Here is a 25729-nt window from a genome sequence, read left to right as displayed (position 1 = left end):
CTCGCGATCGGGGCGGCGGCTATGGTGAGGCCATCGCGAGAGCCTTGCCTGATGTTGAGCAGGTCGCCGACCGCTGGCACCTGATGGAGAATTCCAGCCGGGCATTTCTCGATGCTGTTGGCAAGTCGATGCGTCAGATCAGGCAAGCGGTCGGCAGCAATGTCGTTGATCCGAGGCTTCTGACGTACGCGGAACGGTTACGGTACGAAGGATATCTGCTTCGCCAGGAGACGAATGAGGCGATTCGGGAACTGTCGAAGGAAGGAACCTCAATTCGGCAGATTGTCCGGCAAACAGGTCATAGCCAGAAGCTTGTGCGCGATGTCTTGCGGGGGGCAGCGCCTCGATGTCTCCCGAACACGGTCCACCTCGCTGGATAGTTGGCTTCCGTGGCTCAACGATCGCTGGGAAGAAGGCGCTCGAAACGCCTTGGCGCTCTGGCGCGAGATGCGCTCGAAAAGCTTTTCAGGGCAGAGCGGTGTCGTCTCGCAATGGGCGCAGCGCCGACGGCTGGCGGAGAAAGCCAATCAGAGCGGGCTTGCGTCGATATCGATCTGTCGGATTACCGGGAATGCGGGGTCAAGCGGTGCAAACCGTGGCATGTCTCATGCTCCTTCTCAAGGACGGGATATCTTGGTCCGCTCGCTGTTACATCGCACACCTATGGGGACAGTTTCTCGCACCATTCTTACGGCCAACCTCGGTCGAAGCCGTTGGAAGCGCCAATCTCTCAGAAACCTTCATTGATTAGCCACGCTCATAAGCGCATGCGAATTGGCACGCCTAATCGAATGACGGCAAGCGCGCTATATTCAATGAGGCTGTGAAAGTGAGGCCTAACGGCGAGACCATCGCAGTGTGAGGCTTCAAGGGAAATCAAAAGAACTCCTTCGCCGCCGCCTGATAAGAGAGCCATGGACTCCCTAGGTCGATCACCTCGGATGTATGGGCTCGCGGCCGGCGAAGTCGGCTGTTGTCTGCGAGGGACTGAGGAAGGATGGCAATGAACTGGTCACAGGATGAGCTTTTGCAGATCGACCAGGCAGACGATCTGAAAATTGCACCATTTCGCGAGGATGGGATCACCTACGGCACCCCGACTTGGATCTGGGAGGTCGTGGTCGAAGGCAGTCTCTACGTGCGCGGCTACCATGGTCAGAAGTCCCGCTGGTATCAGGCAGCAGTCTGCCAGAAGGCTGGCCGGATCATCGCGGCAGGCATGGCGCGAGAAGTCGCCTTCGAGCCAATCGATGGGCCGATCAACGACCGCATAGACGACGCCTATCGCGCGAAATACGGCAAGAGCCAATACCTGACCCCGATGATCAGCGCCCGAGCCCGCGCAGCTACCGTGAGGATTGTTCCACGGGAGAAATCTTGAGTGTGGCGGCCGATCAGGCCACGTTTATGGCACCCAATCGCCAGAGGCCGAGCTGCGACAGCCATCCCGCTGATGGTTGGCACGCCAACGGAACCCTAAAGGAGGAGACGAAACATGATCAAGCGTAAACTAGGTCAGGGCCTGGAGGTTTCCGCCCTTTCGCTCGGCGCCATGGGTTATGGCAAGGCGCGCGAGCTTCCCGACCGCGCGGAGATGATTGCCCTTCTTCGCACCGCGGTCGAACGCGGCATGGACTTTTTCGACACGGCCGAGGTCTACGGCCCGTGGACCAACGAAGAGATGGTGGGCGAGGCGCTCGCCCCGGTCCGCGAAAAGGTCAAGATCGCCACGAAATTCGGCTGGGATATCGATCAGGAAACTGGCCAGCATCGCGGCGGGGTCAACAGCAAGCCGGCGCAGATTCGCCGCGCTGTCGAAGGTAGCCTCAAGCGCTTGCGCACCGACCATATCGATCTTTACTATCAGCATCGCGTCGATCCGGACGTGCCGATGGAAGATGTTGCCGGGGCGGTCAAGGATCTGATCGCCGAAGGTAAGGTGCTCTGGTTCGGCCTGTCAGAAGCCGGCGCCCAATCCATACTGCGGGCACATGCGGTGCAGCCGATTGCAGTATTGCAGAGCGAGTATTCGCTGTGGACCCGCGAACCGGAGGCAGAGATCATCCCGACGATCGGGGAACTCGGTATTGGGCTCGTTCCTTACAGCCCGCTGGGCAAGGGATTTTTGACTGGCAAGATCGATGCCAACACCACGTTCGACCAATCCGATATCCGGGCGGACACCCCGCGCTTCTCCGAGGAGGCGCGCATCGCCAACCAGAAGCTGATCGATCTGATCCGCAAGATTGGCGAGAAGCATGGTGCGACGCCGGCGCAGGTCGCGCTTGCCTGGCTGTTGGCCCAGAAGCCATGGATCGTCCCTTTGTTCGGCACGCGCAAGCTCGAGCGGTTCGAGGAGAACATCGGAGCGTTGAATGTCACCCTGGATCAGTCCGATCTCGACGAGATCGAACAGGCCAATATCGTCATCCAGGGTGCTCGCTACCCTGAAGCCATGCTGCGCCGTTCGGGGCTCTAGGTATCATCTGTCTGAAATATCGGGCCGCTGTCATAGCCGGCATGCGGCACGTCTCCACGAATATCTCAATTGATCCGCAGGCCCCGTCGGCGCGGATGGAGGGGCGTCCGGTGCGATGCTCGACAACAGCCAAACCTAAAGGAATATCAATGAAACGGATCTTAGCAACCACGGCGATCTCCCTCATGACGGGTGAGCCTGTTTCCGCTCAGGAAGGAACCGGAGGTGGATCCATGCCAGAAAGTGCCTCGTCATTGTCGGTCGGCGACATCCGCTCCGTGTCGCCTGCTCTTAGCCGATATGCCGAGGAAGACGTGATTGGAAACTTGTGGCAGCGACCACAGCTCTCACGACGTGACCGCAGCATTGTCACGCTGTCCGTGCTGATTGCCCGAAATCAGGCGATCGACTTGAAGCATTATGTAAATGTCGCTCTCAACAATGGCGTGACGCCGACCGAGGTTTCAGAGGTTATCACCCATCTCGCATTCTACTCAGGCTGGTCGAACGCGATGTCTGCGATAGCGGCAACGAAGGGCGTGTTCGCCGACCGAGGAGTCACGGACGATCAACTCCCTGCGGCATCTCCGCAATTGCTGCCGCTCAACGAGGAAGCGGAGCGACAGCGCGCCGCCGGTGTCGAGAAGAATGTGGGCGCCATTTCTCCGGGGCTGGTGCAGTTCTCGACCGACCCGCTGTTTCGCGATCTCTGGCAGCGACCGGGCCTTGCGCCGCGAGACCGGAGCCTCGTGACTGTAAGCTCGCTGATCGCCTCGGGGCAGAGCGCTCAGATTACCTATCACCTCAACCGGGCAATGGATAACGGTCTCACCGCCGAAGAAGCCGGAGAGATCGTTGCCCACACGGCCTTCTATGCCGGCTGGCCGAATGCCTTCTCCGCTTCGGCCGTTGTCGGAGAGGTTCTGCGCAACCGGACGAAATGAGGCTCCAAATCGGCGGTAACGACACGGGGAGCCCAACGCCAAAGTGAGCGGGCGTGATCGCTACTCCAAGCCTCATCGCTACCATCTCACGGTCAGAGGTTTTATAAATAGGCACTTGGCTATGAGGAGGAATCATGAATGGAGCGGCAGAATATCAATGACCTGATGGTGTTCCTGGTGATCGCCAAGGAGCGCAGTTTCACGAAAGCGGCTGCTAAATTCGGCGTCTCGCAGTCGGCGCTCAGCCACACGATCCGTCAACTCGAGGAGCGGCTGGGCGTACGGCTGCTGACGAGGACGACTCGCAGTGTCTCGCCGACCGAAGCCGGCGAGCGGATGATTGCGAGCATCGGTCCGCTTTTCGATGAGATCGGAACGGCGATTGATGGCCTCAACACATTGCGCGAAAAGCCTGCCGGGACCATCCGGCTCACCGCCGGCGACTACCAGATCCAGCATTACATATGGCCGAAACTTCGCAGCTTCCTCCATGAGTATCCGGACATCCGGCTCGAACTTGATGTGAATTACGGTCTGCAAGACATTGTCCGCGATCGTTATGATGCTGGCGTGCGTTTTGGCGAACAGATCGCCAAGGATATGATTTCCCTGAGAATCGGGCCGGATGTACGCTTCGCGGTCGTCGCTGCGGAGTCCTATTTTGCGTCTCGGGATATTCCGAAGCATCCGAAGGAACTGACCCAGCACAGATGCATCAACCTGCGCCTGCCAACGCATGGCGGCCTCTATGCCTGGGAGTTCGAGGAGAATGGACGAGAGATCAAAGTCCGGGTGGACGGACAACTCGTTTTCAACACGATCTATAATGTTCTCGAGGCGGCCCTCGACGGCTTCGGTTTTGCCTATGTCCCGGAGGACATAGCCAGGCCCTATCTTGAAACCGGACGCCTGCATCGGTTTCTCGAGGACTATTCGCCCTATTGGGAGGGTTTTCACCTGTACTATCCCAGCCGCCGTCAATCCTCGCCGGCTTTTTCCCTGCTGGTGAGCGCACTACGTCATTCAACCTGATGGGCGGACTTCGCGCGTCAGACAGAGTTTGGCCATACTCTATATCGTCGAAGATTGACGAACTAAGCGACCTCTTGGCCGAAGCGTTTCGGCAGCTCGCTCGCAAGAGCGTCGATCGCCAGCCTGGAGCGCAGCGGCAAATGCTGCGCTGCCGGCCAGACGGCATAGGCTTCTACCGTGGCGCTTGGCCGGTCCGCCCAGAGCTCAACGAGGTTGCCGGCGCGTAGGTGATCGCCGATGAGCCAATGGGGCTGCCAAGCAAGGCCCATGCCCTCGACCGCGGCGTCCGTGATCGCCTCAATGTCATCGAACCGCAGCCGCGAGGTGACAGGCACATCGACGAGATTACCGGACAAATCTGGCAGCCGCCACGGCAGCGCATAGTCGTTGCGCCAATAAACGAGCATGTCGTGATCCCCTAAATCGGTGACGGAATGCGGCCGGCCGCGAGCTGCCAGATAGGCTGGAGAGGCACATAACGCCTTGCGCTGGCTGACAAGCCGCCGTGCGCGCAATGAGGTTCCGTTGCCAAGCGCGCCGTTGCGAACGGCGAGGTCGAAACCATCGGCAATCATATCGACTTGGCGATCGTTAAAGCTGAGCTCAAGTTCAAGCTTCGGATGCTGGCGAGCATAAGCGCGCAGGATGGGCGCGACGCAGTAGCGGCCGAACAAAACGGGCATCGATACGCGAAGTTTGCCGACGACCTCGCGTCGTCCGCTTTCCAAAAGCGATTCACCTGTCCGCAATTCCTCGATGGCGCGCAGACATCGCTCGTAGTACTGCTGGCCGTCTTCAGTCAGGCATTGCGTGCGGGTCGTTCGTTGAAACAGGCGGACGCCAAGTCGCTCCTCCAGACGCGCAATGGCCTTGCCGACCGCCGAAGGTGTGAGGGAGAGCCGATCGGCTGCTCTTTTGAACCCACCGGCTTCGACGGCTTCCACAAAAACTTCTATCCCGTCAAATCTGTCGCGCATGGCGAAACCTTTTCAGACACTTTTATGATGCGATTGCGGAATTCAGGGAAATAAACAAGTGAAAAACAATCGCCACTGCTGAACAGCATTCTACGATACTGATGAGATCAAGCAAGTGACGTTTTCGGGGCGTTCAGGGGCACTCGGCCTAATCGTCCTTCCGTCATGTGGATTCTCATTGCAGGAAGGCAAGCAAAGTGTTGATTTCAATCGTATATGACAGTGGATTCGGTCACACCGCGCGCGTCGCGGAAGCCGTCGCCGCCGGTATCGGCGAAGTAGAAGGGGCTGAGGCAAAGCTCATCGCCGTAGCGGACGGTCCGATGGACTGGGAAACGCTTGAGCGGAGCGATGCCATCATCTTCGGGTCACCGACCTATAACGGCCTGATCAGCGCCAAGCTCAAGCAGTTCTTCGAAGATTCGACCAAGGCGGCCTGGTCGGCCCAGAAATGGCGCAACAAGATCGCCGCCGGCTTCACCAACTCAGGAGCCCAGCACGGTGACAAGCTGAACTCGCTCGTATCGATGGCACTGTTCGCCGCCCAGCACGGCATGATCTGGGTCGGCCTCGATATGATGCCGGGCAACAGTAGCAGCACTGGTAGCGTGGATGATCTCAACCGGCTGGGAAGCTGGCTGGGAGTCATGACCCAATCGAACGTGGACCAGGCACCCGAGGTCGCGCTGATCGGCAGCGATCTGAAGACGGCTCAGCACCTCGGCCGGCGTGTCGCGGAGACGACCAGCCGGTTTCAGCCCGCTTAACCACAAATCCCAAATCAAGGAACCGACTATGAAATTGCTTTGTCTCGACGTCCCGCAGCCCGGCGCCTCGCTGGAGAAGTATCAGCCGCATATGCAGGATGAGGCTCGCCACGCCTGGCAGATGTACAAGGGCGGTATCATCCGTGACATCTATTTCCGGCAGGACCGCCCCGGCGTCGCCCTCATCGCGGAAGCCGAGTCCGTCGAAGCCGCCAAGGCCGCACTCGCCGAATTCCCCCTCGCCAAGGCCGATCTGATCGGTTGGGACGTGATCCCGCTCGGTCCCTTTACGAACTGGGAATCGCTGTTTGCCTCCGGTAACGCCTGATCCCTCGGTCGCGCCTGAGCCATCGGGCGCGCGGCAGAGCCGTGCGGCCGTCAGCCAGCGTCGTTGGCCTGACAACTCGGAGTAAGCATCATGAGCGCACTGGGCTTCGCAGCTCAATCGGCAACCGGCCCGCTTGAGCGTTTCGCCTTCGAACGGCGCTCGCCACGGCCGGATGATGTCGTCATCGACATCCTCTACTGTGGCGTCTGCCACACCGATCTGCATCTGGCACGCAACCACGGCGGCTTCACGACTTACCCGATCATACCGGGCCACGAGATTATCGGCCAGGTGTGTGAGGTCGGTGCGGGTGTAGCGCGCTTCAAGGCGGGAGACATGGTCGGGGTCGGCTGCATGGTCGATTCCTGCCGGCACTGCAAGCCCTGTCTCAATGGCTGGGAGCAGGACTGCGTCGAGGGGCCGACCTTCACCTATAATGGCAGCGATCGGCAGGATGGCAGCATCACCTATGGCGGCTATTCGGATTCCATCGTCGTGCGCGACAAATTCGTGTTGTCGCTGCCCGAAGGGCTCGATCCGGCTGGCGCCGCTCCGCTGTTATGTGCCGGCATCACAACCTGGTCGCCGATGCATCGCTGGAACGTCGGGAAAGGCAGCAAGGTCGCGGTGATCGGCCTGGGTGGGCTCGGTCATATGGCCCTGAAGCTTGCCAAGGCGCTCGGCGCCGATGTCACACTGTTCACGCGCTCGGCTGGCAAGGAGGACGACGCCTTCCGCCTCGGCGCCGACCATGTCGTGCTGTCGGGCGATGCGGAGCAGATGAAGGCCGTCGCCGGCCGCTTCGACGTCATCATCGATACTGTTCCCTACGATCACGACGTCAATCCTTACATGCCAACCTTGGCGCTGGAAGGCGTGCTTGTCCTTGTCGGCTACCTGGGCCCGCTCGGTACGCCGGTCAACGCCGGGGGTGTCGTGCGCGGCCGCCGGGCGATCTCGGGCTCCTTTATCGGAGGCGTGGCGGAAACACAGCAGATGCTCGATTTCTGCGGCGAACACGGCATCGTCTCGGATGTCGAGATCATTCCCATCCAGAAGATCAATGAAGCCTATGAGCGCATGTTGAAGAGCGATGTGAAGTATCGCTTCGTCATCGACATGGCCTCGCTTAAATCCTGAGGAAACCGAACATGGCAAACACGATCAAGCCCATCCTGTGCGTGGTGACCAGCCATCCTATCCGTGGCGATAGCGGCGAGCCGACCGGCTTCGCGATGGTCGAACTGACCCATCCGCTCGAAGCCTTCGACAAGGCGGGGATCCCCTACGAGATCGCCTCGATCCGCGGCGGCCACCCGCCGATCGACTTCTTCGATCTGTCCGATGCGGCCAACGCTCATTACTGGAAGGACAAGGACTTCCGCAGTGCGCTGGCGGACTCGTTGATTCTGAGGGATCTCGACCCATCGTGCTACTCGGCGGTCTTCTTCGCCGGCGGCCACGGCACGATGTGGGACTTCGCCGACAGTGAGGTCGTGCAGAAGGTCATCCGCGAGATCTGGGAAGCAGGCGGCATCGTATCGGCGGTCTGCCACGGCCCGGCCGCACTGGTGAACGCGACGCTGTCCGACGGCAGCTATCTCGTGGCCGGAAAGAAGCTTGCCGCTTTCACCGATGAGGAGGAAGCCGAGGTCAGGTATACGGAGGTGGTGCCGTATCTCCTCGCGACCACTCTCAAGCAGCGAGGCGCACTGCATCAGGCCGCACCCAATTGGTCGGAGAACGTCGTCACCGATGGCCGCCTGATCACCGGCCAGAATCCAGCTTCCGCCCACGGTGTCGGCCAAGCTCTCGTCGAGCAGCTGACCACGAAGAGCTGAATAGGGAGGAACTCTACCAATGAAGACTGTTGCTGGCCCGCGCGGGCAGGCGACCGTGGATGCTGAGATCCATGCCCGATTGGAGGGTGCTTGGCGCCTTGTGACGATCGAGCAGCCCGATGCGACCGGGGCGATGGAACCGGCCGAAGTAGAGGGTCTCCTCGTCTTCACGCGCGATGGCCACATGGCGGTTCAGGTCCGCAACCTTGAACCCGGTCATGCCGACAGCGCGTACAGCCGTGGTGGATACGAAGCCAGCTACGGTACGATTATACTCGATGCCCTCAATGGCAGCTTCGTCTATCGAGTCGAGGGAGCCCTGGTTCGCGCGCTTGTGGGCCAGGACTTCCCGCGGGCCTACAGCTTCCTGGATGATCGGCTCATCCTCACATCCACGCGGGATGATGAAACGTGGCGCGTCGTCTGGCGGCGCGGATGACGCGGATTGAAGGGTTTCAGGGATGAAGATCATCGCGATCGAAGAGCATGTCCTTCCCAACGAGGTGAAGGATGCGTGGAACACCATACCCGGCGCCGATGATGGGACACTCGGCCTCAATCCGGGTGTGATCGGCGAGCGGCTCGCCGATCTCGGAGAGCAGCGGCTGGCGCTGATGGATGAGACGGGCGTCGATGTTCAGGTTCTCTCCTTGACGACACCGGGCCTCAACAACCTTGGCCGTCAGGGCATCGATCTCGCGCGTCGTGCCAATGATTTGCTGGCCGAAGCCGTCGCTGCCAACCCGTCCCGCTTTCAGGCGATGGCAGCTCTGCCATCCGCAGAGACTGACGCGGCAGCGCTGGAGTTGCGACGATCCGTCGAGAAACTCGGCTGCAAGGGTGCCGTTCTTTTCGGGCGGGTTGGCGACAAAAATCTGGATCATCCGATCTTCGAGCCGATATTCGGCTGTGCGGCCGAACTCAACGTCCCGCTCCTGATCCACCCGCAGATTCCGCAGACGAGCGTGCGCGACTCCTATTATGCGGGCTTCGGCGCTCCCGTCGATCTGGCCTTGTCCACCTTCGCCCTCGGATGGCATTTCGAGGCGGGTATCCAGTTCGTGCGCCTGATCCTGGGAGGCATTTTCGACCGCTATCCCAATCTTCAGGTAATTCTCGGCCACTGGGGCGAACTGGTGCTCTTCTATCTTGAGCGGCTTGTGATGCTTGATCGCGTGTCCACGCTCCAGCGGCCATTCATCGATTATGTCCGCAATAATCTCTATCTGACTGCAAGCGGCATGTTCAGCCCGGCCTATCTGCAGCAAGCGGTCGATGCAGTCGGCGTCGATCGTATCTTGTTCTCGACAGACTACCCGTATCAGTACCGTCCCGAAGGCGATGCACGGCGTTTCGTCGCGGGGCTAGAGTTCGATGATACCAACAAAGCGAAATTCGCTTATCGGAATTGGGAGCGCTTGACCGTAAGCGGCGGCAAGGACCAAGTACGATTGCATACGGGCACTCCTGACGAGCGGTAAAGTGCACTTTCACGCATCGACGTGAGGATTGAGCCTGGGCTCTCGCGAGCATAACGAGCTGGAACGAAAGTCACAGCGCGGAGATTCTGATTTAGCTGTTGAGGCAGAGGTTTAACGTTCAAACGTTCGTGCCGGCGGTTCGCTTCCTTCTTCAAGAGCTTGGATTTGTTAAATGCTCCTGCAATTGGTGCTCAACGTGGTGAACTGATGCCCTTGTTGTAAGGGGTAGGTTTCATTGCATGCGAAAGGGCAGGAATTCGACACTCTTCTCAGGCCTTACGTCGTTGCCGCGACATAATTGCGCCATCCGCCATAGTTGGTGATGTCCGTTGCGTCAGTGATGGCGGTGGCTTCCGCCAGAAATCCCTTGGCCGACGTACCGTCGGCTAGGTAAAGGGTTCCAATGCCGAGGGGTGACGGAATTGCTGCAACAAATTGGCCGAAGGCGGCCGGGGTCATTTGCCAGATCTCGACATCGATTTGACCGCCTGTCGCTTGTGGGACACGGAGAAGTCCCGGCTTCGCCGGCATCTGCCCCGGCAGGACATAAAGCCTGTAGCAATCCGATGTTTGAGCTTTTCGCAGAAAGCGGCCGTCAAGGGCAAGCAGCTGTTGGTTCAGTGGCATGCCAGAGAGATGGGCACCGACGACCGCGATATCGATCAACCCGACGTCGTCAACGAAGCTCGTGTCTTTCGTTATCGGCTGCAGCCATCCAGTCGCGCCCAGCGTCAAGCCGCTGCCCCTGTGAATGTCACGTGCAAGCGAAGTCGTGAGGCCGTCGCGCCCTGACGGCGCAAGCAGTGTAATGCTCGCTGGGCGACCATCGCTGCGTGTCCCCGTCGGCACGGCAATGCCGCACATGTCGAGCAGATTGACGAAGTTGGTGTAGGTGCCGAGGCGCGAGTTTTCACGGATCGGTTCGGCGTCGAGGTCGGCACGGGTATAGTGCGTCGGCGCGGTCGGTACGCAGAAGAGATCGACCGATGCGATCAGCGGCGCAACCTTCTGTTTCAAGTCTTGCAGGGCATAGAGGCCTCTGAAGGCGTCCGCGGCCGAAAGCTGCTTGGCGCCGCCATAGATCTTGCGCGTGACAGGATGAAAGCTTGCCTCGTTTGTGTCGAAGAAATCCTTCACCGCCGCATAGCGTTCCGCCACCCAGGCGCCCTCATAAAGTAGATTTGCCACCTTGTAGAAATCGCCAAACGGCACTTCCACCAAGCGATGACCGAGGTTTGTCAGCATCTGCAAGGCGACATCATAGGCCATTTCCATGACAGCGTCGCCGAAGAACAGCCGGTCGGCCTTCGCAGGGACGCCGATAGTCAGGACCGGTGGTGTTTGGCCAAAACCATCGGCCGGAATGGTTTTCGAATAGGCATCGGTGGCATCACGGCGTGCGGCAACCTCGAACACCCGCCAAACGTCGTTGACCGTCAGCGCGAAGATTGAAACGCAATCCAGTGTGCGACAGGCGGGAATGACGCCGTTCGTTGACAATGCACCGAGGCTAGGTTTCATACCGACGATATTGTTGAGGCCGGCGGGAATACGACCCGACCCGGCAGTATCAGTGCCGAGCGCGAAGCTGACGATACCCTGCGCTGTCGCCACTGCCGAGCCGGAGCTCGATCCGCCCGGCACCAAATCGGCATCCATGGCGTTGCGCGGAACGGGGTAGGGCGTGCGGACGCCGACAAGGCCGGTTGCGAATTGATCGAGATTAGTCTTGCCAATCACCAGAGCACCGGCCTCCTTCAGCAGGCGAACGACAGTGGCATCGATGTCCGGCATATAGGCGTAGTCGGGGCACGCTGCGGTCGTCGGCATGCCCGCAACGTCGATATTGTCCTTGACGGCAAAGGGGATGCCCCAGAGTGGTTTTACCGACGGATTAAAGGCTCCGAGAGCGGTTGCTTGTTCAAGCAGGCTCTCCTTGCCGGCGAGATGCAGAAAGATACCGGGGTCTCTGACCTCGGCAATGCGAGCAAAAACGGCCTCTATGATTGAGGCAACAGTGCCGCCGTTTGCATAGAAGGCATGCAGGGACGAAATGTCGAAGGCGGGGCTGGTCACGCTGTTTCCTCTTCCAATATTCGCACTGGCCGATCCCACTGTATCAAGACGACGCAGCCTGTGTCGCTCCAGACCGAATGCTCAGTCCCGGCGGCGTTGACGATGTAGCAGCCTTTGGCATAGTCCCCGGCCTCATCCGACTGTGTGCCTTCGAGCACGAGAATGGTCTCCAGTCCCTCGTGCCGGTGGCGGGGCACGGACGCGCCGATCTCGTATTTCAGCAGGGCGACACCCGGCTGTTCGCCCTCGAAGGGCTGAATCCAGTGGATGGTAACACCATCCCGGAACGGACCGAAGGTCAGCTCCTTCCAGCCACCTGCCGTCAAAAGTTCGCGTGTCGTTTCAGGCATGGTTGATGGCCTCCAGAATGTCATCGATATGCGCCGTCCAGCCGACGATGGCGCCTTGTGCTCGGATCATCGCGATGGCGGCGGCTTTGAACTCGGGGAAGTAGCTTTCGGTTGCCTCCTCCGCGAGCAGGCTTTCGTAGCCGCGGTCGTTTGCCTCGCGCATCGTGGTCTGAACGCAGACCTCCGTGGTGACGCCGGCGAAGACGAGCTGCTTGATGCCCTTACGCTTCAAGATGTCGCCGAGTCCGGTGGCGTAGAAGGCGCCCTTGCCAGGTTTTTCGATGACGATCTCGCCATCGATGGGGGCGAGCTCCGCGAGGATGGCCGTGCCCGGCTCGCCGGCAATGAGGATGCGGCCCATCGGTCCGACATCGCCGATCCTGAGCGAAGGATTGCCGCGGTCGCGCTTGGCGGCCGGCAGGTCGGAAAGGTCGGGCCTGTGGCATTCCATCGTATGGATGACCGGCAGGCCGGCATCGCGGAAACCCGCAATCAGCCGTCTGACCTCTGGGACGATCTTCATGATGCGGCTGACATCGTTGCCCAGGCTGGCGCCGAAGCCGCCGGGCTCGGCGAAATCGCGCTGCATATCGATGACGATCAGTGCCACTGCGTCGCGCTGCAGCGGGAAGGCAAAGGGTTGAGCCTTGATATCCGCCATCAGTGATGCCCTGCCATATGTGCGCCGATCACGGATATATCGGCGGCGCGTGCCTGGGTTTCGTAGACGAGCTTGCCTTCGGAGATCACCATGATGCGATCGGACATTTCAAGAAGTTCATCCAGGTCCTCAGACAGCAGCAATACGGCCGCCCCGGCATTGCGAGCGCGCATGATGCGGGCGCGGATTTCGGCAACGGCCGAAAAGTCGAGGCCGAAACAGGGGTTGGAGACGATCAGCAGGTCGACCTCTCCCGTCAGCTCCCGCGCCAGGACGGCGCGCTGGACGTTGCCGCCGGAAAGCGCCGCGATCGGCGATGAGGGCGAGGCGGCCTTGACCTTGAAGTCGGCAATCAGCGACGTCGCGCGCTTCTTCATCTTGCCCTTGTTCAGCCAGATCGCCTCGGCGCCATTCGCCTTCAGGTCGAAGGTGCGGAAGGCGAGATTTTCGCTGACGGTCATGCGTGGCGCACAGGCATTCTGCAATGGCTCTTCCGGAATGAAACGGACATTGTTCTTCCGTGCCTCAGTGCGTGTGGCGCCATAGATCTCGCCGTTGACGCTGATCGCTCCTGTCTCTGTCGGCCGCTGCCCGGCGAGAATTTCCGTGAGTTCCTTCTGGCCGTTGCCGGAAATGCCCGCGATGCCGACAATCTCGCCGGAACGCACCGTCAGCTTGTCGATCTCGATCGTCTTCAGGCCGGAACGGTCCGGAGCCTTGACCCGTTCGACCTGCAGCACCGCTTTGGCCGTATCGGTGACGGGAACCCGCGTGTCGAGCTCAGCAAGCTTGATGTCGCCGATCATCATCGAGGCCATATCGTCTGTCGAGAGCTCGCCGACTTTACCGCCGCCAACCAGCTTGCCGCGACGTAGGATGGAGACCGCATCGGCGAATTTCGTCACCTCATGGAATTTGTGGCTGATCATCAACACGGTCAGTTCGCCGCGCTCGGTCATGCCGCGCACCAGGCCGAGCATCTCGTCGGCCTCAGCCGGTGTCAGCACGGAGGTCGGTTCGTCGAGTATGAGGAAACTGCGGCCGAGATAAAGCTGCTTGACGATTTCGAGCTTCTGCTTTTCGCCGGCGGCAAGCTCGCTGACCCGCCGATCGAGCGGAATCTTGAAGGGCATCCGCTCCATGAAGGCGGCGAGCGCCTTGCGCTCTTTGGCCCAGTTGATGATAGCGGGGACTTCGGCGCGACTGATGACGAGGTTTTCAGCACCTGTCAGCGACGGCACCAGCGTGAAATGCTGGTAAACCATGCCGAGACCATAGGCGGCAGCATCTCTCGGCGAGACGACCGCGACTTCGCGGCCATCCACCGACAAAGAACCGGAGGTCTGGTGATAGAAGCCCATGATGCACTTGACGAGCGTCGATTTTCCCGCACCGTTTTCGCCGAGCAGCGCGTGAAAGGTGCCGGCGGGAATGCTGACGGAGACATGGTCCAGTGCCGTGAAGCTGCCGAAACGCATGATCATGTCGAGCGTTTCGATGCCGACGGCCTTGCCAGCCTGGGGAAGGGACGTATCGCGGATGATGCTCATGGCAATTGGCTCACAAGGTTCGCGGAATTGGAGACCGAGCCGAAGACGCCACCCTGCATCTTCACCATCTTGATGGCGGCGAGGTGATTGCCATAATCGGTCGCGCCGCAGCAGTCCTCCAGCAAGAGACATTCAAAGCCGCGATCGTTCGCTTCGCGCATGGTGGTATGAACGCAGACATCGGTGGTGATACCGGTGAGAATGATGTTCTCAATGCGCTTCTGGTTGAGGATCAATTCCAGGTCGGTGGCACAGAAGGAACCCTTGCCGGGCTTGTCGATGATCGTCTCGCCGTCGATCGGTTTCAGTTCGTCGATAATGTCCCAGCCGGGTTCGCCGCGCACGAGGATGCGACCGCAGGGACCGGGATCGCCGATGCCAGCATTGATGCGCTGCGAACGCCACCGCTTGTTGGCGGGCAGGTCGGCAAGATCGGGGCGATGACCCTCGCGGGTGTGAATGATGTGATAGCCCTTGGCACGCATGGCGGCCAGAACCCGTTTGATCGGCTCGATCGGCGCGCGCACCAGCGAGAGGTCGTAACCCATGTGATCGACATAGCCGCCGGGGCCGCAGAAGTCCGTCTGCATGTCGATGATGATGAGGGCGGTATTGTCAGGTCGCAGGGCGCCATTGTAGGGCCAGCCATAGGGATCGGCGTCGACATAGGCCAGCGTCTGTTCTGTGGAGGCAGCGGCAGGATAGTTCATGGCTGATCTTCCTATTTGGTGAGTGAAAGCGCGCCGGGAGCGCCGTTAAGCGCGCGGGTGGGCGAGGAAGTGATGATCATGATGACGAGCGTCAGCACGTAGGGAGCGGCGTAGAAGAGATAATAGCCTTGCGTCACACCGACGGATTGCAGCGCCGGACCGAGCGCCCCGGCGCCGCCGAAGAGAATTGCCGCCACGAAGCAGCCGATCGGATTCCAGCGGGCAAAGATCACCAGCGCCACGGCCATCAGGCCCTGTCCGGAAGAGATGCGCTCGTTCCAGGAGCCCGGATAGTAAAGCGAGAGATAGGCACCGCCGATTGCCGCCAGCGAACCGCCGACAGCGGTTGCCAGCAGTCGGACACGGTCGGGATTGATGCCCATGGCGCGCGCCGCATCCGTGCTGTCGCCGACGACGCGCAGCATAAGGCCGATCCTGGTGTTCCCGAATGCCCACCAGAGCACGAGGGCGAGGACCGCACCGAGAATGAAAAGGATATTGATATTCAGCGCCGCTTGCACCGGCTGCAGGCTCGACCAGAAACCGAAGGGGATCGCCGGCAGGTGCGGCGCGACCGGCTGGATGAAGGGCTTGCCGAGAAAGAAGGCAAGGCCGAGGCCGAACTGCATCATGGCGATGCCAACGGCGATATCATTGACCTTCGGCCACTTGCAGATCCAGCCATGCACCGCGCCGAAAAGCGCTCCGCTTGCCATTGCAGCGAACACGCCGAGCCAGGCGGATCCGCTCAACACGGCGACGGCGTAAGCCGTCATGGCGCCGAAGACGAGCGTGCCCTCAAGGCCGAGATTGATGCGGCCGGAACGCTCGGTGATCGTCTCGCCGAGGCTGACGAAGATGAAGGGTGTCGAGACGCGGATCGCGCCGGCGAAGATGGCGAGCGGCACGCCCCATAGACCCATTGCTGTATCGTCCATCATGCGCTCCTTTTCCAGAGATCGGGATTGAAGATCCTGAAGCGGCCATAGAAGGTTTCGCCAAGGAGGATGACGATAAAGAGTGTGCCCTGCAGCACGAGGACCGTCGCGTCGGGCAGGCCCATGCGGCGCTGGATCAGTCCACCGGATGCGTCGATGCCGCCGAGAAGGATGGCGACCGGGATGATTGCCAGTGGATTGTGCCGTGCTAAGAAGGCGACGAGGATGCCGGTATAGCCATAACCGGCGGCAAGCGAGGCATTGGCACTGCCTTGGACCGCGGCGACCTCGATCATGCCGGCAAGACCGGCGAAGCTACCGGCAATCGCCGTAAAGCCCGCAATCAACCGGCCGACAGGCAGGCCCTGAATCTGCGCGGCGCGGACGTTGCCGCCGGCGATGCGGGCGGCGAAGCCGTAGCTTGTTACCTCGATCAATATCCAGGATGCGATGCAGGCGACGATGCCGATGGCAAGGCCCCAGTGCACGTCCATGCCTGGGATATTGCCAAGCACATAGTCGTGCGGCAGCGGCTTGGTGGAGGGCTTGTTGAGGCTTGCTGGATCGCGCAGCAGCCCCTCGACGAACTGGTTCATCAAAGCGATGGCGATATAGGCGAGTAGCAGCGAGGAGATGGTTTCGTTGACGCCGCGATAGTGACGTAGGAAACCGGCGAGGCCGATCCAGATGCCGCCGATCACCATGGCGGCAAGCGCCATGAGCGCAAGAACGATGATCGGCGGCAATAGGCCGACGATTGGCAGCGCAATCGCCGCCGCCGCCACGCCTCCGAGAACGACGGCGCCTTCGCCACCGATGATGACGAGACCGAGCCTCGCCGGCAGCGCAACGCAGAGCGCCGTTAGCAGCAGCGGAGAAGCGCGGCTCAGACTGTTCTGGATCGAAAACCAGCTGCCGAAGCCGCCAGTGTACATGAAGCGATAGAGGTCGGCCGGCGATTTGCCGACCGCCAGGATAAACAGGGAGAACAGTGCCAGGCCGACCAGGATTGCGCCAAGCGTGATCACCACAGGCTCGGCCCGTCGTGCCAGCCATTCGAGAGCTGGGCGCAGCTGTGCCCGCCTTTGCTGACCGATGGATAATGCGGGCTCGTTGACTTCAACCGTCATGACGCTTCCCCCTCGATGATCAGGCTGTGGAGCCGACGACGCCTTCGACGAGATAGTTCATGCTTTCGAGTTCGATCGCGTCCTCGGCAAAGCTCTTGTCCGCCGTGATGACGACGTTGCCCTTGTTGTCCTTGATCGGGCCCTTGAAGACCGAGAAGCCGCCGGCCTTCATCTGTGCGAGAGTGGCCTCGAATTTCCTGCGGGATTCATCGGAAACGCCGGGGCCGAGCGGGCTCATCTTGACGAAGCCATCCTTCAGGCCGCCGCGAACGAAATTGCCAAGCTTCCCAGCGGCCTGCGCCTTCTTGACGAAGTCCGAGTAGACATTACCCCAGGCCCACTCGGCACCCGTCAGATACTTAGCCGGGGCAAGCGGGCTTTGGTTGGCGTGATAGCCACAGACGAAGGCGCCGCGACCGGCGGCGGTTTCGACGACCACCTTCGGGCTGTCGACATGGCAGGTAATGACGTCGGCCCCCTGGTCGATCAGCGCGTTGGTGGCCTCGGCCTCCTTGACGGCCAGCGACCATTCGCCGGTGAAGATCACCTGGCAGGTGATAGTCGGATCGACGGAACGGGCGCCGAGCAAAAAGGCATTGATGTTTTGCAGAACCTGCGGGATCGGCTTGGCGGCAACGAAGCCAATCTTCTTGCTCTTCGTGGCATAGCCGGCAGTCACGCCGTTCAGATACTGGCCCTGAAAGATGTAACCAAAATAGGAGCCCGTATTGTCCGGATTCTTGCCGGCCTGCCAGAGGCCGCCGCAATGGCGGAACTGGATGTTGGGATATTTGGCGGCCATGGCCAGCATATGCGGATCGAAATAGCCGAACGAGGTCGGGAAGATCAGCGTGGCGCCGTCAAGGTTGATCATCGATTCCATCGTCTTTTGAACGTCGACGGTTTCGGGGACGTTTTCTTCTTCGATAACGGTAACGCCGGGGAGCGCCTTGACGGCGGCGGCGCCTTCGGCATGGGCCTGATTGTAGCCGTAATCATCTTTTGGACCGACATAGATGAAGCCGATAGTGAGCGCGGCCTGGGCGTAGGCACGAGATGACAGAAGGCCCGGCGCGACGCTGGCGAGCGCACCTGCTGCCGAAGCCTGAAGAAAGTTGCGGCGATTCATGCGAAGGAGTCTGGTCATGGGAATGCTCCTTGAGGGCTGGAGCCCGGTTCGTGAAAAGGGTTGCATGAAAGTGTATGCAATACCTATGCCAGAAAATAAGCTATTGATATTATTTAGTTAAAACTTTGGTGAGCGCCTAACGGTAGAAAGTGTATGCAGATTTCTTTTGCGTTGTGCCTATAAATAGGCAATGCATATTTTTTAATCCTTTATTGCATGAGTGCTGCATGTGGCCCGCTGTCAAAAATTTTCGATGCGGAGAAATACTGTAAAAAAACAATAAATTAATTCGACAATTGACTTTGATGATCGAGTGCATTCATCTGTATGCAATAACGGAGGATTCGCGTATTCCCGTGAGGCAGATCAAGCGCAAAGAAATTGTCAGGGCTGGAACGACCGTCGAACAGATGGTGCGGGCCGTCGCGGATATGATTGTGACGGGCGCGCTTCTGCCGGGTGAAAAGCTTGACGAAATAACACTCGCGAGCCGCTTCGAGGTATCGCGGACCCCGGTTCGCGAAGCGCTGCGCGAACTTGGCGCGATGGGGCTCATCGGACGCGAACCGAACCGCAGCGCATTTGTGACGAGTGTCGATGGCGCCTATCTGCATTCGATGTTTGAGGCGATGGCGGAACTTGAAGCCATTTGCGCGCGCCTATCCGCGGAACGGATGACCGTCGATGAACGTCGTACCCTGGAGCTCGAACATCGCGCCTCCGCCCGGCTAGTGCGCGCCGGCGCCGGAGAAGATTACGCCACATACAATGTCGAGTTTCACAACCAGCTCTATCGCGGTGCGCATAACGAGCATATTTTTGAGCTCGTGACACACACACGTGCCCGCCTTGCTCCCTTCCGTCGCGCGCAGTTCCGCCTTCCCGGACGCCTGGCCAAGTCCTTCGATGAGCACGACATCATCGTCACCGCGATCATGCGCGCTGACGGGGCGGCCGCCGCGCAGGCGGCATATTCGCATGTAGAAATTGTAAGCGACGCCAGCATCGTGTTTGCCAAAGCGGCCGGAAAATAGCGCTATCACTGGCTCACGCGAGTTCGGGAGCTGATCTAAATCCTCATTCACGAATATTGTGAGGACCCACGCTTTCTTTTAGGAAGGGATTCCACGCCTTCGCGGCAAGAATTGCCCAAGCCGTCGCTCCGACATGGGGAATGCGATAGTACTTGAAGTCTCCCGATGTTGCGTCAGCGCCCACTTTCAGACCTGTCGATAGCTCCGTGCCCACAGTCGCATAGACCAGATCATTCGGCGCAATTTGCGTTGCTATTGTTGCAAGCAAGTTCCTTGCGCGATCCTTCTGGCCGGCGAGATAGAAGGTTAGAGCGGCTTGAGCAGTGCCTTCCAGCCAGATGCCGTCCCGGTCTTCGTTGAAGTCAAAACCGGTATCAACCGAATAGTGACGGTCAACCCACTGTAGAACCGTGTAATAGCGATCACGAAAGTCTGGCACGGCAAGGACCGGCCACAATTCGGCATCGATTCCAGACTGATCAAGATTGGGCATATCGCTGCCGGGTCGGCTGCCAACGTAAAATCGCCCCTCCTGGGCGTTCCACATCGCATCAAGGAATTTGCGCGCGCGCGCGCCCATTCTTTCCCAGCCGCCGATTGGGTCTATCTCCGCCAGCCAATTGGCTACGGCATAAACGTCGAGATTTTGCTCGGTTGATTTCCACGCAAGCTTTTGTGGTGACGGTTCGTGGCCGAACGTGCCCCCGGTATAGCCAATGCCGCTTTCTGCCGCCGCATGGGCGTCAACCCAACGCATCACTTTGACCGCGGCGTCAAAGTAAGGTTGATGCTTTGTCCGATCGTAAGCGGTAAGCAAAGCCAGTGCCGCCCAAGCAAGATTACCGGTCGCACTGCCTGCCTGATAGTCGTCTTCGACCCAGGAATTGCTTGCCTGTTTCCAGAAGCCCGGAAGAAGCATGCCCTCTTTGCCGATCGTCACGGAACCCGAGCGATAGGCGTTGCGAAGACGCCCGTCATCATAGCTGCGATCATGGTTGGCGGCCAGCACAAGCGCGTTTGCCACGCGTTTGGCGTCTTCATCCCGATCACAGGCAAATAGGGCGATCGTCGCAAGAGCATTGTCATAGGTAAACGCCGCGTTTGAGAGCATCGGATCAAGCGGGTGCGCTCCCGGAAGCTGAGAGTAGCTCTGAAAAAGATATGGTGCCGCAACATTCCTATCCATCTGTTGGCTGAGACCTTTGCAAAGTCGCGATCCCAGGGGCGGCGTCTCCTCTGTGGCTGCTCCGGTGGCCTCGGCGGTCCATAAGACGCCGACGACGAACAAAGCAAATGTCAAAAGCGGTGCGGCAATCCAACGGCAACCTATCGACATCTACGATCCACTGATCGGCTAGCTAAAGGCGCGCGCGAGGAGCGCCTGCATCGATTTGCGCAGATTACCTTGTTCTGCCACATTTTTCGGTGACGTTCGGAAAAGCAATCTCAGGATGGCGCGATGTTGGTCATGGTTGGGAGCCAACCTCAATTTGCCTGGGATTGTGTAGGAATGATCGCGATCGATCGAGACCCAGCCAACGTCGCTGATGAAGAGCGCTTCGGGAACGACGCCGTCGTTTGATGGGCCTTCAATCGTTGCAGATTGCGTTGAAAGCGCAACAATCCTCACCGCCGTAGGTTTGTCGTCGGCGCTCAGCTGACCCTTGAGATCGACCGCGATTGGCTCTTCTTGATCGAGGCGGGGAAGTTCAATGCAACACAACAGGCTCGTGAATGCGATGATCATCGCCACCGCCGACCAAATGAGGTTAAGGCAGTCTCGTGCAGAGAACTCAACGGGCGCATCCCAGCCATAGACGACCCGTATCACGGAAGCGCCGGACAGGGCCGCTACAGCTGCAAAGAATAGCGCGGTCGGGCGGTGTATGCGGACCTTTGATCGATCGCCTCCCTTCTCTGTCACTTTGAACGGACGTCCGAAGGGCTTGCGGACAGCTTGAAGAAGCGTGATTGTAATCGGCACGGCCGTCAGCGCATGTGTCACTTCCGTGAATAGTGGCAGGGTACGCCTTTCTGATATCCAGGACGAATAGACCCAAAATAATGCGAGGGACGACAGGCCGAGCTTCATAAACACAAGCTCGTCGGCTTGGAGCGCGGGTATGCCTGTGAACCAATAGATGGACGGTGCGAGAAGGAGGCAAAGAATGAACGGCTTGGAGAGCCAGCAGAACAAGCCGTGCAGATAATGCAATCGCTGGGCAAGGGTGAAATTGCCACCCCAAAGAGGCCCGTCGCGCAATAGGCCGATCTGAATCGTGCCGAGACACCACCGCGTTCTCTGTGTGATGTATTCCGGCAATCCCTCGGCCGAAAGCCCTACGCTCAATTTTTCGTTCAGCCATCGGGTCACGTAGCCGCGCTCCATGAGCCGGTAGGTTAAAAGCATGTCCTCTGACAGCGCCTCGTGCGGAAAGCCGCCAACCTCGTTTACGGCCGCGCGCCTTACAACGAAACTGGTTCCGACGCAGAACGCGCAGCCAGCCGCATCCTTTGCGGGCTGAAACACATCAAAAAATACGCGTTGATCATCCACAAAGAACCTTGAGACGCCAAGGTTGTGCTGGATGGGATCGCTGTTGAAGTAAAACTGCGGTGTTTGAACGACCGCAACCTTTCGGTCGGAAAACAGACCAATCACCCGCTGCAAGAAATTGGCCTGCGGCGCGAAGTCGGCATCAAGAACCATGATGAGATCAGACACTTCGTCAAGGTCATTGGTGTGGCGAAACGCGTTGTTGAGATTTCCGGCTTTCGCATGCGCATTGTCCGGGCGCGTCAGATAGTTTACGCCCACCGTCTCGCAATATTGCCTGACTGCCGCTCTTCTTGTGTCGTCGCACACAAAGATGCGCAGGCGAGCATATGTCATAGCCTGAGCCGAAATGATGGACTTCTCGAGAACATTCATCGGCTCGTTATAGGTGCAGATGAACACGTCGACCAAAGGCAATGCGGCGCCTGAGGCTATTTCCTGTTCGGATCGTTCAGCGGCCTCAGACCAGTCCGTGGATCTCATGAGAATGAGAACGGAGCCTATAGCATAAAGGACGGAGATCAGCTCGAACGCGAAATAAGTGTAATTCCAGGCTGATTCAAATGTAAACTCCACTGGCGGGAGCGTATCCAGGGCCCGCCAGGCGATATAGACCCCGAGCGACGTCAACATGACGGCGCCAAAGGCAACTCGGTCCAACGTGCTTTTCGGGTCTGCCACGACGGCAAATATGATCACGATTGCAGCGATCAGAAGATCGATTTGAAGCACGGCTTGTATGTCGTCATCCGAATGGAAATACATGCGTCCCTCATCGATGTAGCCCTTGGGCAAGACGAATTTGCGAACCGCGTCAGCCTGATGCTAGACCCCGGATCGAGCGCGCGGGCCGCCGCTGGCAACCGCCAACCCTTCCGTCGGCTTGGGTTCTGGACGCCGCTGTCGTTTGCCCAGCGAGTTTGCAACGTCACGCGGAGGCTGCCGCGTTTGAGTGTCGTACCCGAAGCCCGTGAGAACATTGTCTCGCGAGCGCGCGAACCACTCCAAAGCGGCCTGTTTTGCTTCAGGTAGATAGTCGGCCGACGCCATTGCGAACTGGGCAAGCTTCGAAGATGCTTCCAGCGCATAGCCGCGCGTCTTTTCGAACCATTCCTGAGGCATCGTAACGTTAACCCAGGTGCCCACCGAACAGATGGCATTGGCCGAAAGATTTGTCTGCCCTTCGGGCGCCAGTCTTATATATGCGTAGAGTTCCCGGCGTTCCGTTGGAGGAAATGGAACGGCGTAATCAAGATCCACCCGATCGGTTGTCCTGGGGATCAAGCGCTCCACCATCCCGTCTACCGCCTCCGGCCATTGGTCGGCGGTTACCTTTACTTTGGATCCCACGGCCAATGCCTGAGCCTGGCGTTCAGAGAATATCGCGACGACAAAAGCATCGTGACAGTCGAGTGCTTCCGCCAGAGTATCGCCGGCGACGACCTGGCGCCCTGTCGCTGCTATGGGTTTATACAACCTTGTACCCGGCGGTATGGCCAGGTCAGCATGCATCAACCTATCAATGCGCGCGCTTTCTTTTGCGACGAGTGTTTCGAGTTCGCTCCTGCGTGATTGCATCGTCGTCATCTGCATCTTTATTTGAAGCAAGTCAGCCGAACGCGATCGAATCTCCTGTTGAAGATTTTGCAGGGATTGAAGATCTGAACCGATATAAATGCCATCCCTTGCGAAGTTCATCTCGTTGCTGAGTTTTTCGACCGAGAGCTTTGCCGCTTCCAGCTTGCTATCTTCGAGATGAATCGAATCTGCGACTTCGTCGGCATTGCCAGCAGCAGCACCTTTCACCATTAGACGGAGTTTACGCGTCGCATCTGACTTTGCTATTCGAGCCGAATAGGTAACCATTTCCAGAGCTGTTTGAGCCGCCTTCAGGTCTGCATCCGTGCGCGACAGCAGAGCCGATTGCTGGCTCGAAAGGTCGTTGTGAAGATCCCGGATCCTTATCGCATAATCGTCGATGATGGAATTCTTCTGGCGCAGTTCGTTGTCGAGTGCAGCCAGTTGCACTTTCAATCCGATGAGAGTGGAGTTGTCCACCTTGTCATTCTCGACGGATGCTCTGCCCATTTGATCGGAAATTCTAACAACACCATTGATCGGCGTTGTCAGCGGGAGAAGCGGTGCATTGATCAATGCACGGGCGGTGCTTGAAGTAAATAATGGAGGAAGCACCGATGAAGAAAGGACCGTTGCCAGCACCCCGAATACGGTATACGAGGCAAGTTTAACGGATCCGCGTGCAGTATCGCTCTCAGAGTTTTTCCGAAAAATCATGGCGATGTACTCCTGTGTAGTTCGAAAATTGTCCTCCCACAAGAATATGGTAACCATAACAGGAATCGTGTGCGTTGCAATATAATTAAAATACAATTAATGAATATTTTTGCGATGCACAAAAGTTAGTCATGGCGCTTAAATATTGATATTTCTTGCTTCAACTCATTACGGACTTGGCTGTATTTCAATCATCTGCATACGTTGCTTGCAGTTGGCTTGATGTTTGCCAACTATTTCTTGCTGCATATTCTCGATTTCAATTTGTAAGACATGAATTTTGTCGTGCTGCCGCCTGTTGCAGAGATGGACGCCTGCCTGGACGCACTCGAACGTTTCATGCACGAAGATCGGTCGCCTTCTTGTTACATTGTATCTTTGCATGAACGGGGCTCTAGGTAAGCCGCCGCTCTGTCTTAGTCTTTATCTGAAGACCTATAGGACGGAATCCTGCGGACTGCTCCAGGGCGTGCGCCAACAAGGCAATCGGGAGGCTTGGCTCGACTTCTTTCTCACGGGTGTTGCCGACACCGCCAACCGGATTGCCGCGGTGTTCAAGGAAGACCATGAGCGTACCATGACCGAAAGCGATCGAGCGGGTTCAGCGCTTCGCATTCACGATCTCTTCAGCCGATCCGTTTCTCACGGCCAATCAGCTCGTTCAGAAAACAAGGCCTATCCGTGCCTCAGTCAATGCGGCGCTCACAGACTTGGCGCGTTTCGGTGTCATCGAGAAAGTGTCAGGCCGCAAGCGAGGTCGCGTTTTCAGCTGCAGACGTTGTCTCTCAATTCTTAGCAAAGGCGCTGATCCGTTGCCCGCAACCGCGTGAAGAAACCAGATAATCCGCAGGCTAGGGGGCGGCTCCATTCAAGAGCCATAATTTCAATCAATAAACGCAGGTGTTGCGCATTCCACACGTCTATCTAAAAACGAGCGTGTGAGTCTCTTTGGAAGCGCTACTTTCCGCTGTATTTTTATAGGGTCGTGCTATGAGCTGGATCAGGCCCATGATCGGCTACACCGCTTCCAGGTGCATCCTCATGATTTTTTGACCGATATGCCGCTTGAGCAAGGCGTGCCTTGCGCAAGCGAATGGTTTTGACTTTGGGTAGTTTTGTATGTCCCTTGCCAATAAGACGCATTTCATCAAGACTTTGACATCCGTTGCGCTTCTTTCGTCGACGTTGTTTGCATTCCCGGCAATGGCGCAAGAGCAGCCGGCGCCGGCTTCGAACAATGCTTCTGGCGCCACCGTTGCCGAGGGCAGTGCTGCGGCAGCAAATGAACAGCAGCCCGCGCCTCAGGCACGCGTTCAGAAATTTGACGATTGGTATTATCGCTGCATCGATGGAAAAGCTCAGGACGGCTCGGCAACGACGAGCTGCGAAGTGGCACAGATCGCGACGGTCAAGCAGGGCGATCAGGATATCAACATCCTCACTCTGGCGG

General features: G+C 58.6%; 23 protein-coding genes and 2 pseudogenes. 13 read left to right on the top strand and 12 right to left on the bottom strand.

Annotated features, from left to right (window positions below):
• From RHSP_RS35375 to RHSP_RS02900, 5 genes and pseudogenes are all read left to right on the top strand, one after another.
• Positions 1-380 (top strand): annotated as a pseudogene (locus tag RHSP_RS35375) (hypothetical protein); the annotation flags it as partial.
• 623 nt (positions 381-1003) lie between these two features.
• Complete coding sequence (locus tag RHSP_RS02915; protein WP_004108680.1) at positions 1004-1381, top strand: DUF2255 family protein; 378 nt, start codon at positions 1004-1006, stop codon at positions 1379-1381.
• A 114-nt stretch (positions 1382-1495) separates the two neighbouring features.
• The gene (locus RHSP_RS02910; protein ID WP_004108677.1) at positions 1496-2479 is read left to right on the top strand and encodes an aldo/keto reductase; all 984 of its coding nucleotides are present in this window, start codon (positions 1496-1498) and stop codon (positions 2477-2479) included.
• 149 nt (positions 2480-2628) lie between these two features.
• The gene (locus RHSP_RS02905) at positions 2629-3423 is read left to right on the top strand and encodes a carboxymuconolactone decarboxylase family protein (protein WP_004108673.1); all 795 of its coding nucleotides are present in this window, start codon (positions 2629-2631) and stop codon (positions 3421-3423) included.
• A gap of 138 nt (positions 3424-3561) precedes the next feature.
• Positions 3562-4455 carry a LysR family transcriptional regulator gene (locus RHSP_RS02900; protein WP_004108671.1) on the top strand — a complete coding sequence of 298 codons (894 nt, stop codon included), beginning with the start codon at positions 3562-3564 and terminating at the stop codon, positions 4453-4455.
• 62 nt (positions 4456-4517) lie between these two features.
• On the opposite strand, the gene RHSP_RS02895 is transcribed toward RHSP_RS02900, so the two are convergent.
• A complete protein-coding gene (locus RHSP_RS02895; protein ID WP_004108669.1) occupies positions 4518-5432 on the bottom strand; it encodes a LysR family transcriptional regulator in 915 nt (304 codons plus the stop codon).
• 197 nt (positions 5433-5629) lie between these two features.
• Between RHSP_RS02895 and RHSP_RS02890 the strand changes: the two genes are divergently transcribed.
• The 6 genes from RHSP_RS02890 to RHSP_RS02865 all read left to right on the top strand — a co-directional run bounded on the left by RHSP_RS02890 (position 5630) and on the right by RHSP_RS02865 (position 9849).
• Positions 5630-6199, top strand: a complete 570-nt coding sequence (locus RHSP_RS02890; RefSeq protein ID WP_004108668.1) for a flavodoxin family protein — start codon at positions 5630-5632, stop codon at positions 6197-6199.
• Positions 6200-6227: 28 nt separating this feature from the next.
• On the top strand, positions 6228-6527 hold the full coding sequence (locus tag RHSP_RS02885) for a YciI family protein (RefSeq protein ID WP_004108665.1): 300 nt from the start codon (positions 6228-6230) through the stop codon (positions 6525-6527).
• Positions 6528-6617: 90 nt separating this feature from the next.
• Positions 6618-7667, top strand: coding sequence for an NAD(P)-dependent alcohol dehydrogenase (locus RHSP_RS02880; RefSeq protein ID WP_004108663.1), 1050 nt, complete (start codon positions 6618-6620; stop codon positions 7665-7667).
• An 11-nt stretch (positions 7668-7678) separates the two neighbouring features.
• Positions 7679-8368, top strand: a complete 690-nt coding sequence (locus tag RHSP_RS02875) for a type 1 glutamine amidotransferase domain-containing protein (RefSeq protein ID WP_004108660.1) — start codon at positions 7679-7681, stop codon at positions 8366-8368.
• Positions 8369-8387: 19 nt separating this feature from the next.
• Positions 8388-8807 carry a lipocalin-like domain-containing protein gene (locus RHSP_RS02870; protein WP_004108657.1) on the top strand — a complete coding sequence of 140 codons (420 nt, stop codon included), beginning with the start codon at positions 8388-8390 and terminating at the stop codon, positions 8805-8807.
• 22 nt (positions 8808-8829) lie between these two features.
• On the top strand, positions 8830-9849 hold the full coding sequence (locus RHSP_RS02865) for an amidohydrolase family protein (RefSeq protein ID WP_004108656.1): 1020 nt from the start codon (positions 8830-8832) through the stop codon (positions 9847-9849).
• Between the two features lie 276 nt (positions 9850-10125).
• On the opposite strand, the gene atzF is transcribed toward RHSP_RS02865, so the two are convergent.
• Genes atzF through RHSP_RS02825 form a run of 8 tightly spaced genes read right to left on the bottom strand, consistent with a single transcriptional unit; the run spans position 10126 to position 18411 of the window.
• Positions 10126-11925, bottom strand: coding sequence for an allophanate hydrolase (gene atzF / locus RHSP_RS02860; RefSeq protein WP_004108654.1), 1800 nt, complete (start codon positions 11923-11925; stop codon positions 10126-10128).
• Positions 11922-12275 carry a cupin domain-containing protein gene (locus RHSP_RS02855; protein ID WP_004108652.1) on the bottom strand — a complete coding sequence of 118 codons (354 nt, stop codon included), beginning with the start codon at positions 12273-12275 and terminating at the stop codon, positions 11922-11924. The genes atzF and RHSP_RS02855 overlap by 4 nt, the downstream gene beginning before the upstream one ends.
• Positions 12268-12936 (bottom strand): cysteine hydrolase family protein, encoded by a 669-nt coding sequence (locus RHSP_RS02850; RefSeq protein WP_004108650.1) that lies wholly within the window; start codon positions 12934-12936, stop codon positions 12268-12270. The genes RHSP_RS02855 and RHSP_RS02850 overlap by 8 nt, the downstream gene beginning before the upstream one ends.
• On the bottom strand, positions 12936-14486 hold the full coding sequence (locus RHSP_RS02845; protein ID WP_037149312.1) for an ABC transporter ATP-binding protein: 1551 nt from the start codon (positions 14484-14486) through the stop codon (positions 12936-12938). Before RHSP_RS02845 ends, RHSP_RS02850 begins: the two co-directional genes overlap by 1 nt.
• Positions 14483-15196, bottom strand: a complete 714-nt coding sequence (gene biuH, locus RHSP_RS02840) for a biuret amidohydrolase (RefSeq protein WP_051074034.1) — start codon at positions 15194-15196, stop codon at positions 14483-14485. The genes RHSP_RS02845 and biuH overlap by 4 nt, the downstream gene beginning before the upstream one ends.
• A gap of 11 nt (positions 15197-15207) precedes the next feature.
• Positions 15208-16134: an ABC transporter permease gene (locus RHSP_RS02835; protein ID WP_004108636.1), complete on the bottom strand. Its 927-nt coding sequence runs from the start codon at positions 16132-16134 to the stop codon at positions 15208-15210.
• On the bottom strand, positions 16134-17264 hold the full coding sequence (locus RHSP_RS02830; protein ID WP_004108634.1) for an ABC transporter permease: 1131 nt from the start codon (positions 17262-17264) through the stop codon (positions 16134-16136). Before RHSP_RS02830 ends, RHSP_RS02835 begins: the two co-directional genes overlap by 1 nt.
• 19 nt (positions 17265-17283) lie before the next feature.
• On the bottom strand, positions 17284-18411 hold the full coding sequence (locus RHSP_RS02825) for a BMP family ABC transporter substrate-binding protein (protein WP_037149309.1): 1128 nt from the start codon (positions 18409-18411) through the stop codon (positions 17284-17286).
• A 392-nt stretch (positions 18412-18803) separates the two neighbouring features.
• Here RHSP_RS02825 and RHSP_RS02820 point away from each other — a divergent pair, with 392 nt between their 5' ends.
• Positions 18804-19427: a GntR family transcriptional regulator gene (locus RHSP_RS02820; protein WP_420820082.1), complete on the top strand. Its 624-nt coding sequence runs from the start codon at positions 18804-18806 to the stop codon at positions 19425-19427.
• Positions 19428-19470: 43 nt separating this feature from the next.
• On the opposite strand, the gene RHSP_RS02815 is transcribed toward RHSP_RS02820, so the two are convergent.
• From RHSP_RS02815 to RHSP_RS02805, 3 genes are read right to left on the bottom strand one after another with little or no spacing between them, the layout of a single operon-like run.
• The gene (locus tag RHSP_RS02815; RefSeq protein WP_004108627.1) at positions 19471-20763 is read right to left on the bottom strand and encodes a hypothetical protein; all 1293 of its coding nucleotides are present in this window, start codon (positions 20761-20763) and stop codon (positions 19471-19473) included.
• 18 nt (positions 20764-20781) lie between these two features.
• Complete coding sequence (locus RHSP_RS02810; protein ID WP_004108625.1) at positions 20782-22749, bottom strand: glycosyltransferase family 2 protein; 1968 nt, start codon at positions 22747-22749, stop codon at positions 20782-20784.
• A gap of 60 nt (positions 22750-22809) precedes the next feature.
• Entirely contained in the window at positions 22810-24279 is a 1470-nt protein-coding gene (locus tag RHSP_RS02805; protein ID WP_240535346.1) for an HlyD family secretion protein, read from the bottom strand.
• 1119 nt (positions 24280-25398) lie between these two features.
• Here RHSP_RS02805 and RHSP_RS02800 point away from each other — a divergent pair.
• Positions 25399-25729: pseudogene (locus RHSP_RS02800) on the top strand (invasion associated locus B family protein); the annotation flags it as partial.

Origin of the sequence: Rhizobium freirei PRF 81, assembly GCF_000359745.1 — a bacterium.
In the GTDB taxonomy this organism is placed as follows: Bacteria; Pseudomonadota; Alphaproteobacteria; order Rhizobiales; family Rhizobiaceae; genus Rhizobium; species Rhizobium freirei.
Note: the sequence above shows the minus strand (reverse complement) of the source record. Positions and strands in the feature narration are given on the sequence as shown.

What these genes read in the sequence shown, in the direction of transcription:
- RHSP_RS02915 (WP_004108680.1), top strand. Translation starts at nt 1,004, where the DNA reads ATGAACTGGTCACAGGATGAGCTTTTGCAGATCGACCAGGCAGACGAT.
- RHSP_RS02910 (WP_004108677.1), top strand. Translation starts at nt 1,496, where the DNA reads ATGATCAAGCGTAAACTAGGTCAGGGCCTGGAGGTTTCCGCCCTTTCG.
- RHSP_RS02905 (WP_004108673.1), top strand. Translation starts at nt 2,629, where the DNA reads ATGAAACGGATCTTAGCAACCACGGCGATCTCCCTCATGACGGGTGAG.
- RHSP_RS02900 (WP_004108671.1), top strand. Translation starts at nt 3,562, where the DNA reads ATGGAGCGGCAGAATATCAATGACCTGATGGTGTTCCTGGTGATCGCC.
- RHSP_RS02895 (WP_004108669.1), bottom strand. Translation starts at nt 5,432, where the DNA reads ATGCGCGACAGATTTGACGGGATAGAAGTTTTTGTGGAAGCCGTCGAA.
- RHSP_RS02885 (WP_004108665.1), top strand. Translation starts at nt 6,228, where the DNA reads ATGAAATTGCTTTGTCTCGACGTCCCGCAGCCCGGCGCCTCGCTGGAG.
- RHSP_RS02880 (WP_004108663.1), top strand. Translation starts at nt 6,618, where the DNA reads ATGAGCGCACTGGGCTTCGCAGCTCAATCGGCAACCGGCCCGCTTGAG.
- RHSP_RS02875 (WP_004108660.1), top strand. Translation starts at nt 7,679, where the DNA reads ATGGCAAACACGATCAAGCCCATCCTGTGCGTGGTGACCAGCCATCCT.
- RHSP_RS02870 (WP_004108657.1), top strand. Translation starts at nt 8,388, where the DNA reads ATGAAGACTGTTGCTGGCCCGCGCGGGCAGGCGACCGTGGATGCTGAG.
- RHSP_RS02865 (WP_004108656.1), top strand. Translation starts at nt 8,830, where the DNA reads ATGAAGATCATCGCGATCGAAGAGCATGTCCTTCCCAACGAGGTGAAG.
- RHSP_RS02855 (WP_004108652.1), bottom strand. Translation starts at nt 12,275, where the DNA reads ATGCCTGAAACGACACGCGAACTTTTGACGGCAGGTGGCTGGAAGGAG.
- RHSP_RS02850 (WP_004108650.1), bottom strand. Translation starts at nt 12,936, where the DNA reads ATGGCGGATATCAAGGCTCAACCCTTTGCCTTCCCGCTGCAGCGCGAC.
- RHSP_RS02845 (WP_037149312.1), bottom strand. Translation starts at nt 14,486, where the DNA reads ATGAGCATCATCCGCGATACGTCCCTTCCCCAGGCTGGCAAGGCCGTC.
- biuH (WP_051074034.1), bottom strand. Translation starts at nt 15,196, where the DNA reads ATGAACTATCCTGCCGCTGCCTCCACAGAACAGACGCTGGCCTATGTC.
- RHSP_RS02835 (WP_004108636.1), bottom strand. Translation starts at nt 16,134, where the DNA reads ATGGACGATACAGCAATGGGTCTATGGGGCGTGCCGCTCGCCATCTTC.
- RHSP_RS02830 (WP_004108634.1), bottom strand. Translation starts at nt 17,264, where the DNA reads ATGACGGTTGAAGTCAACGAGCCCGCATTATCCATCGGTCAGCAAAGG.
- RHSP_RS02825 (WP_037149309.1), bottom strand. Translation starts at nt 18,411, where the DNA reads ATGACCAGACTCCTTCGCATGAATCGCCGCAACTTTCTTCAGGCTTCG.
- RHSP_RS02820 (WP_420820082.1), top strand. Translation starts at nt 18,804, where the DNA reads ATGGTGCGGGCCGTCGCGGATATGATTGTGACGGGCGCGCTTCTGCCG.
- RHSP_RS02815 (WP_004108627.1), bottom strand. Translation starts at nt 20,763, where the DNA reads ATGTCGATAGGTTGCCGTTGGATTGCCGCACCGCTTTTGACATTTGCT.
- RHSP_RS02810 (WP_004108625.1), bottom strand. Translation starts at nt 22,749, where the DNA reads ATGTATTTCCATTCGGATGACGACATACAAGCCGTGCTTCAAATCGAT.
- RHSP_RS02805 (WP_240535346.1), bottom strand. Translation starts at nt 24,279, where the DNA reads ATGATTTTTCGGAAAAACTCTGAGAGCGATACTGCACGCGGATCCGTT.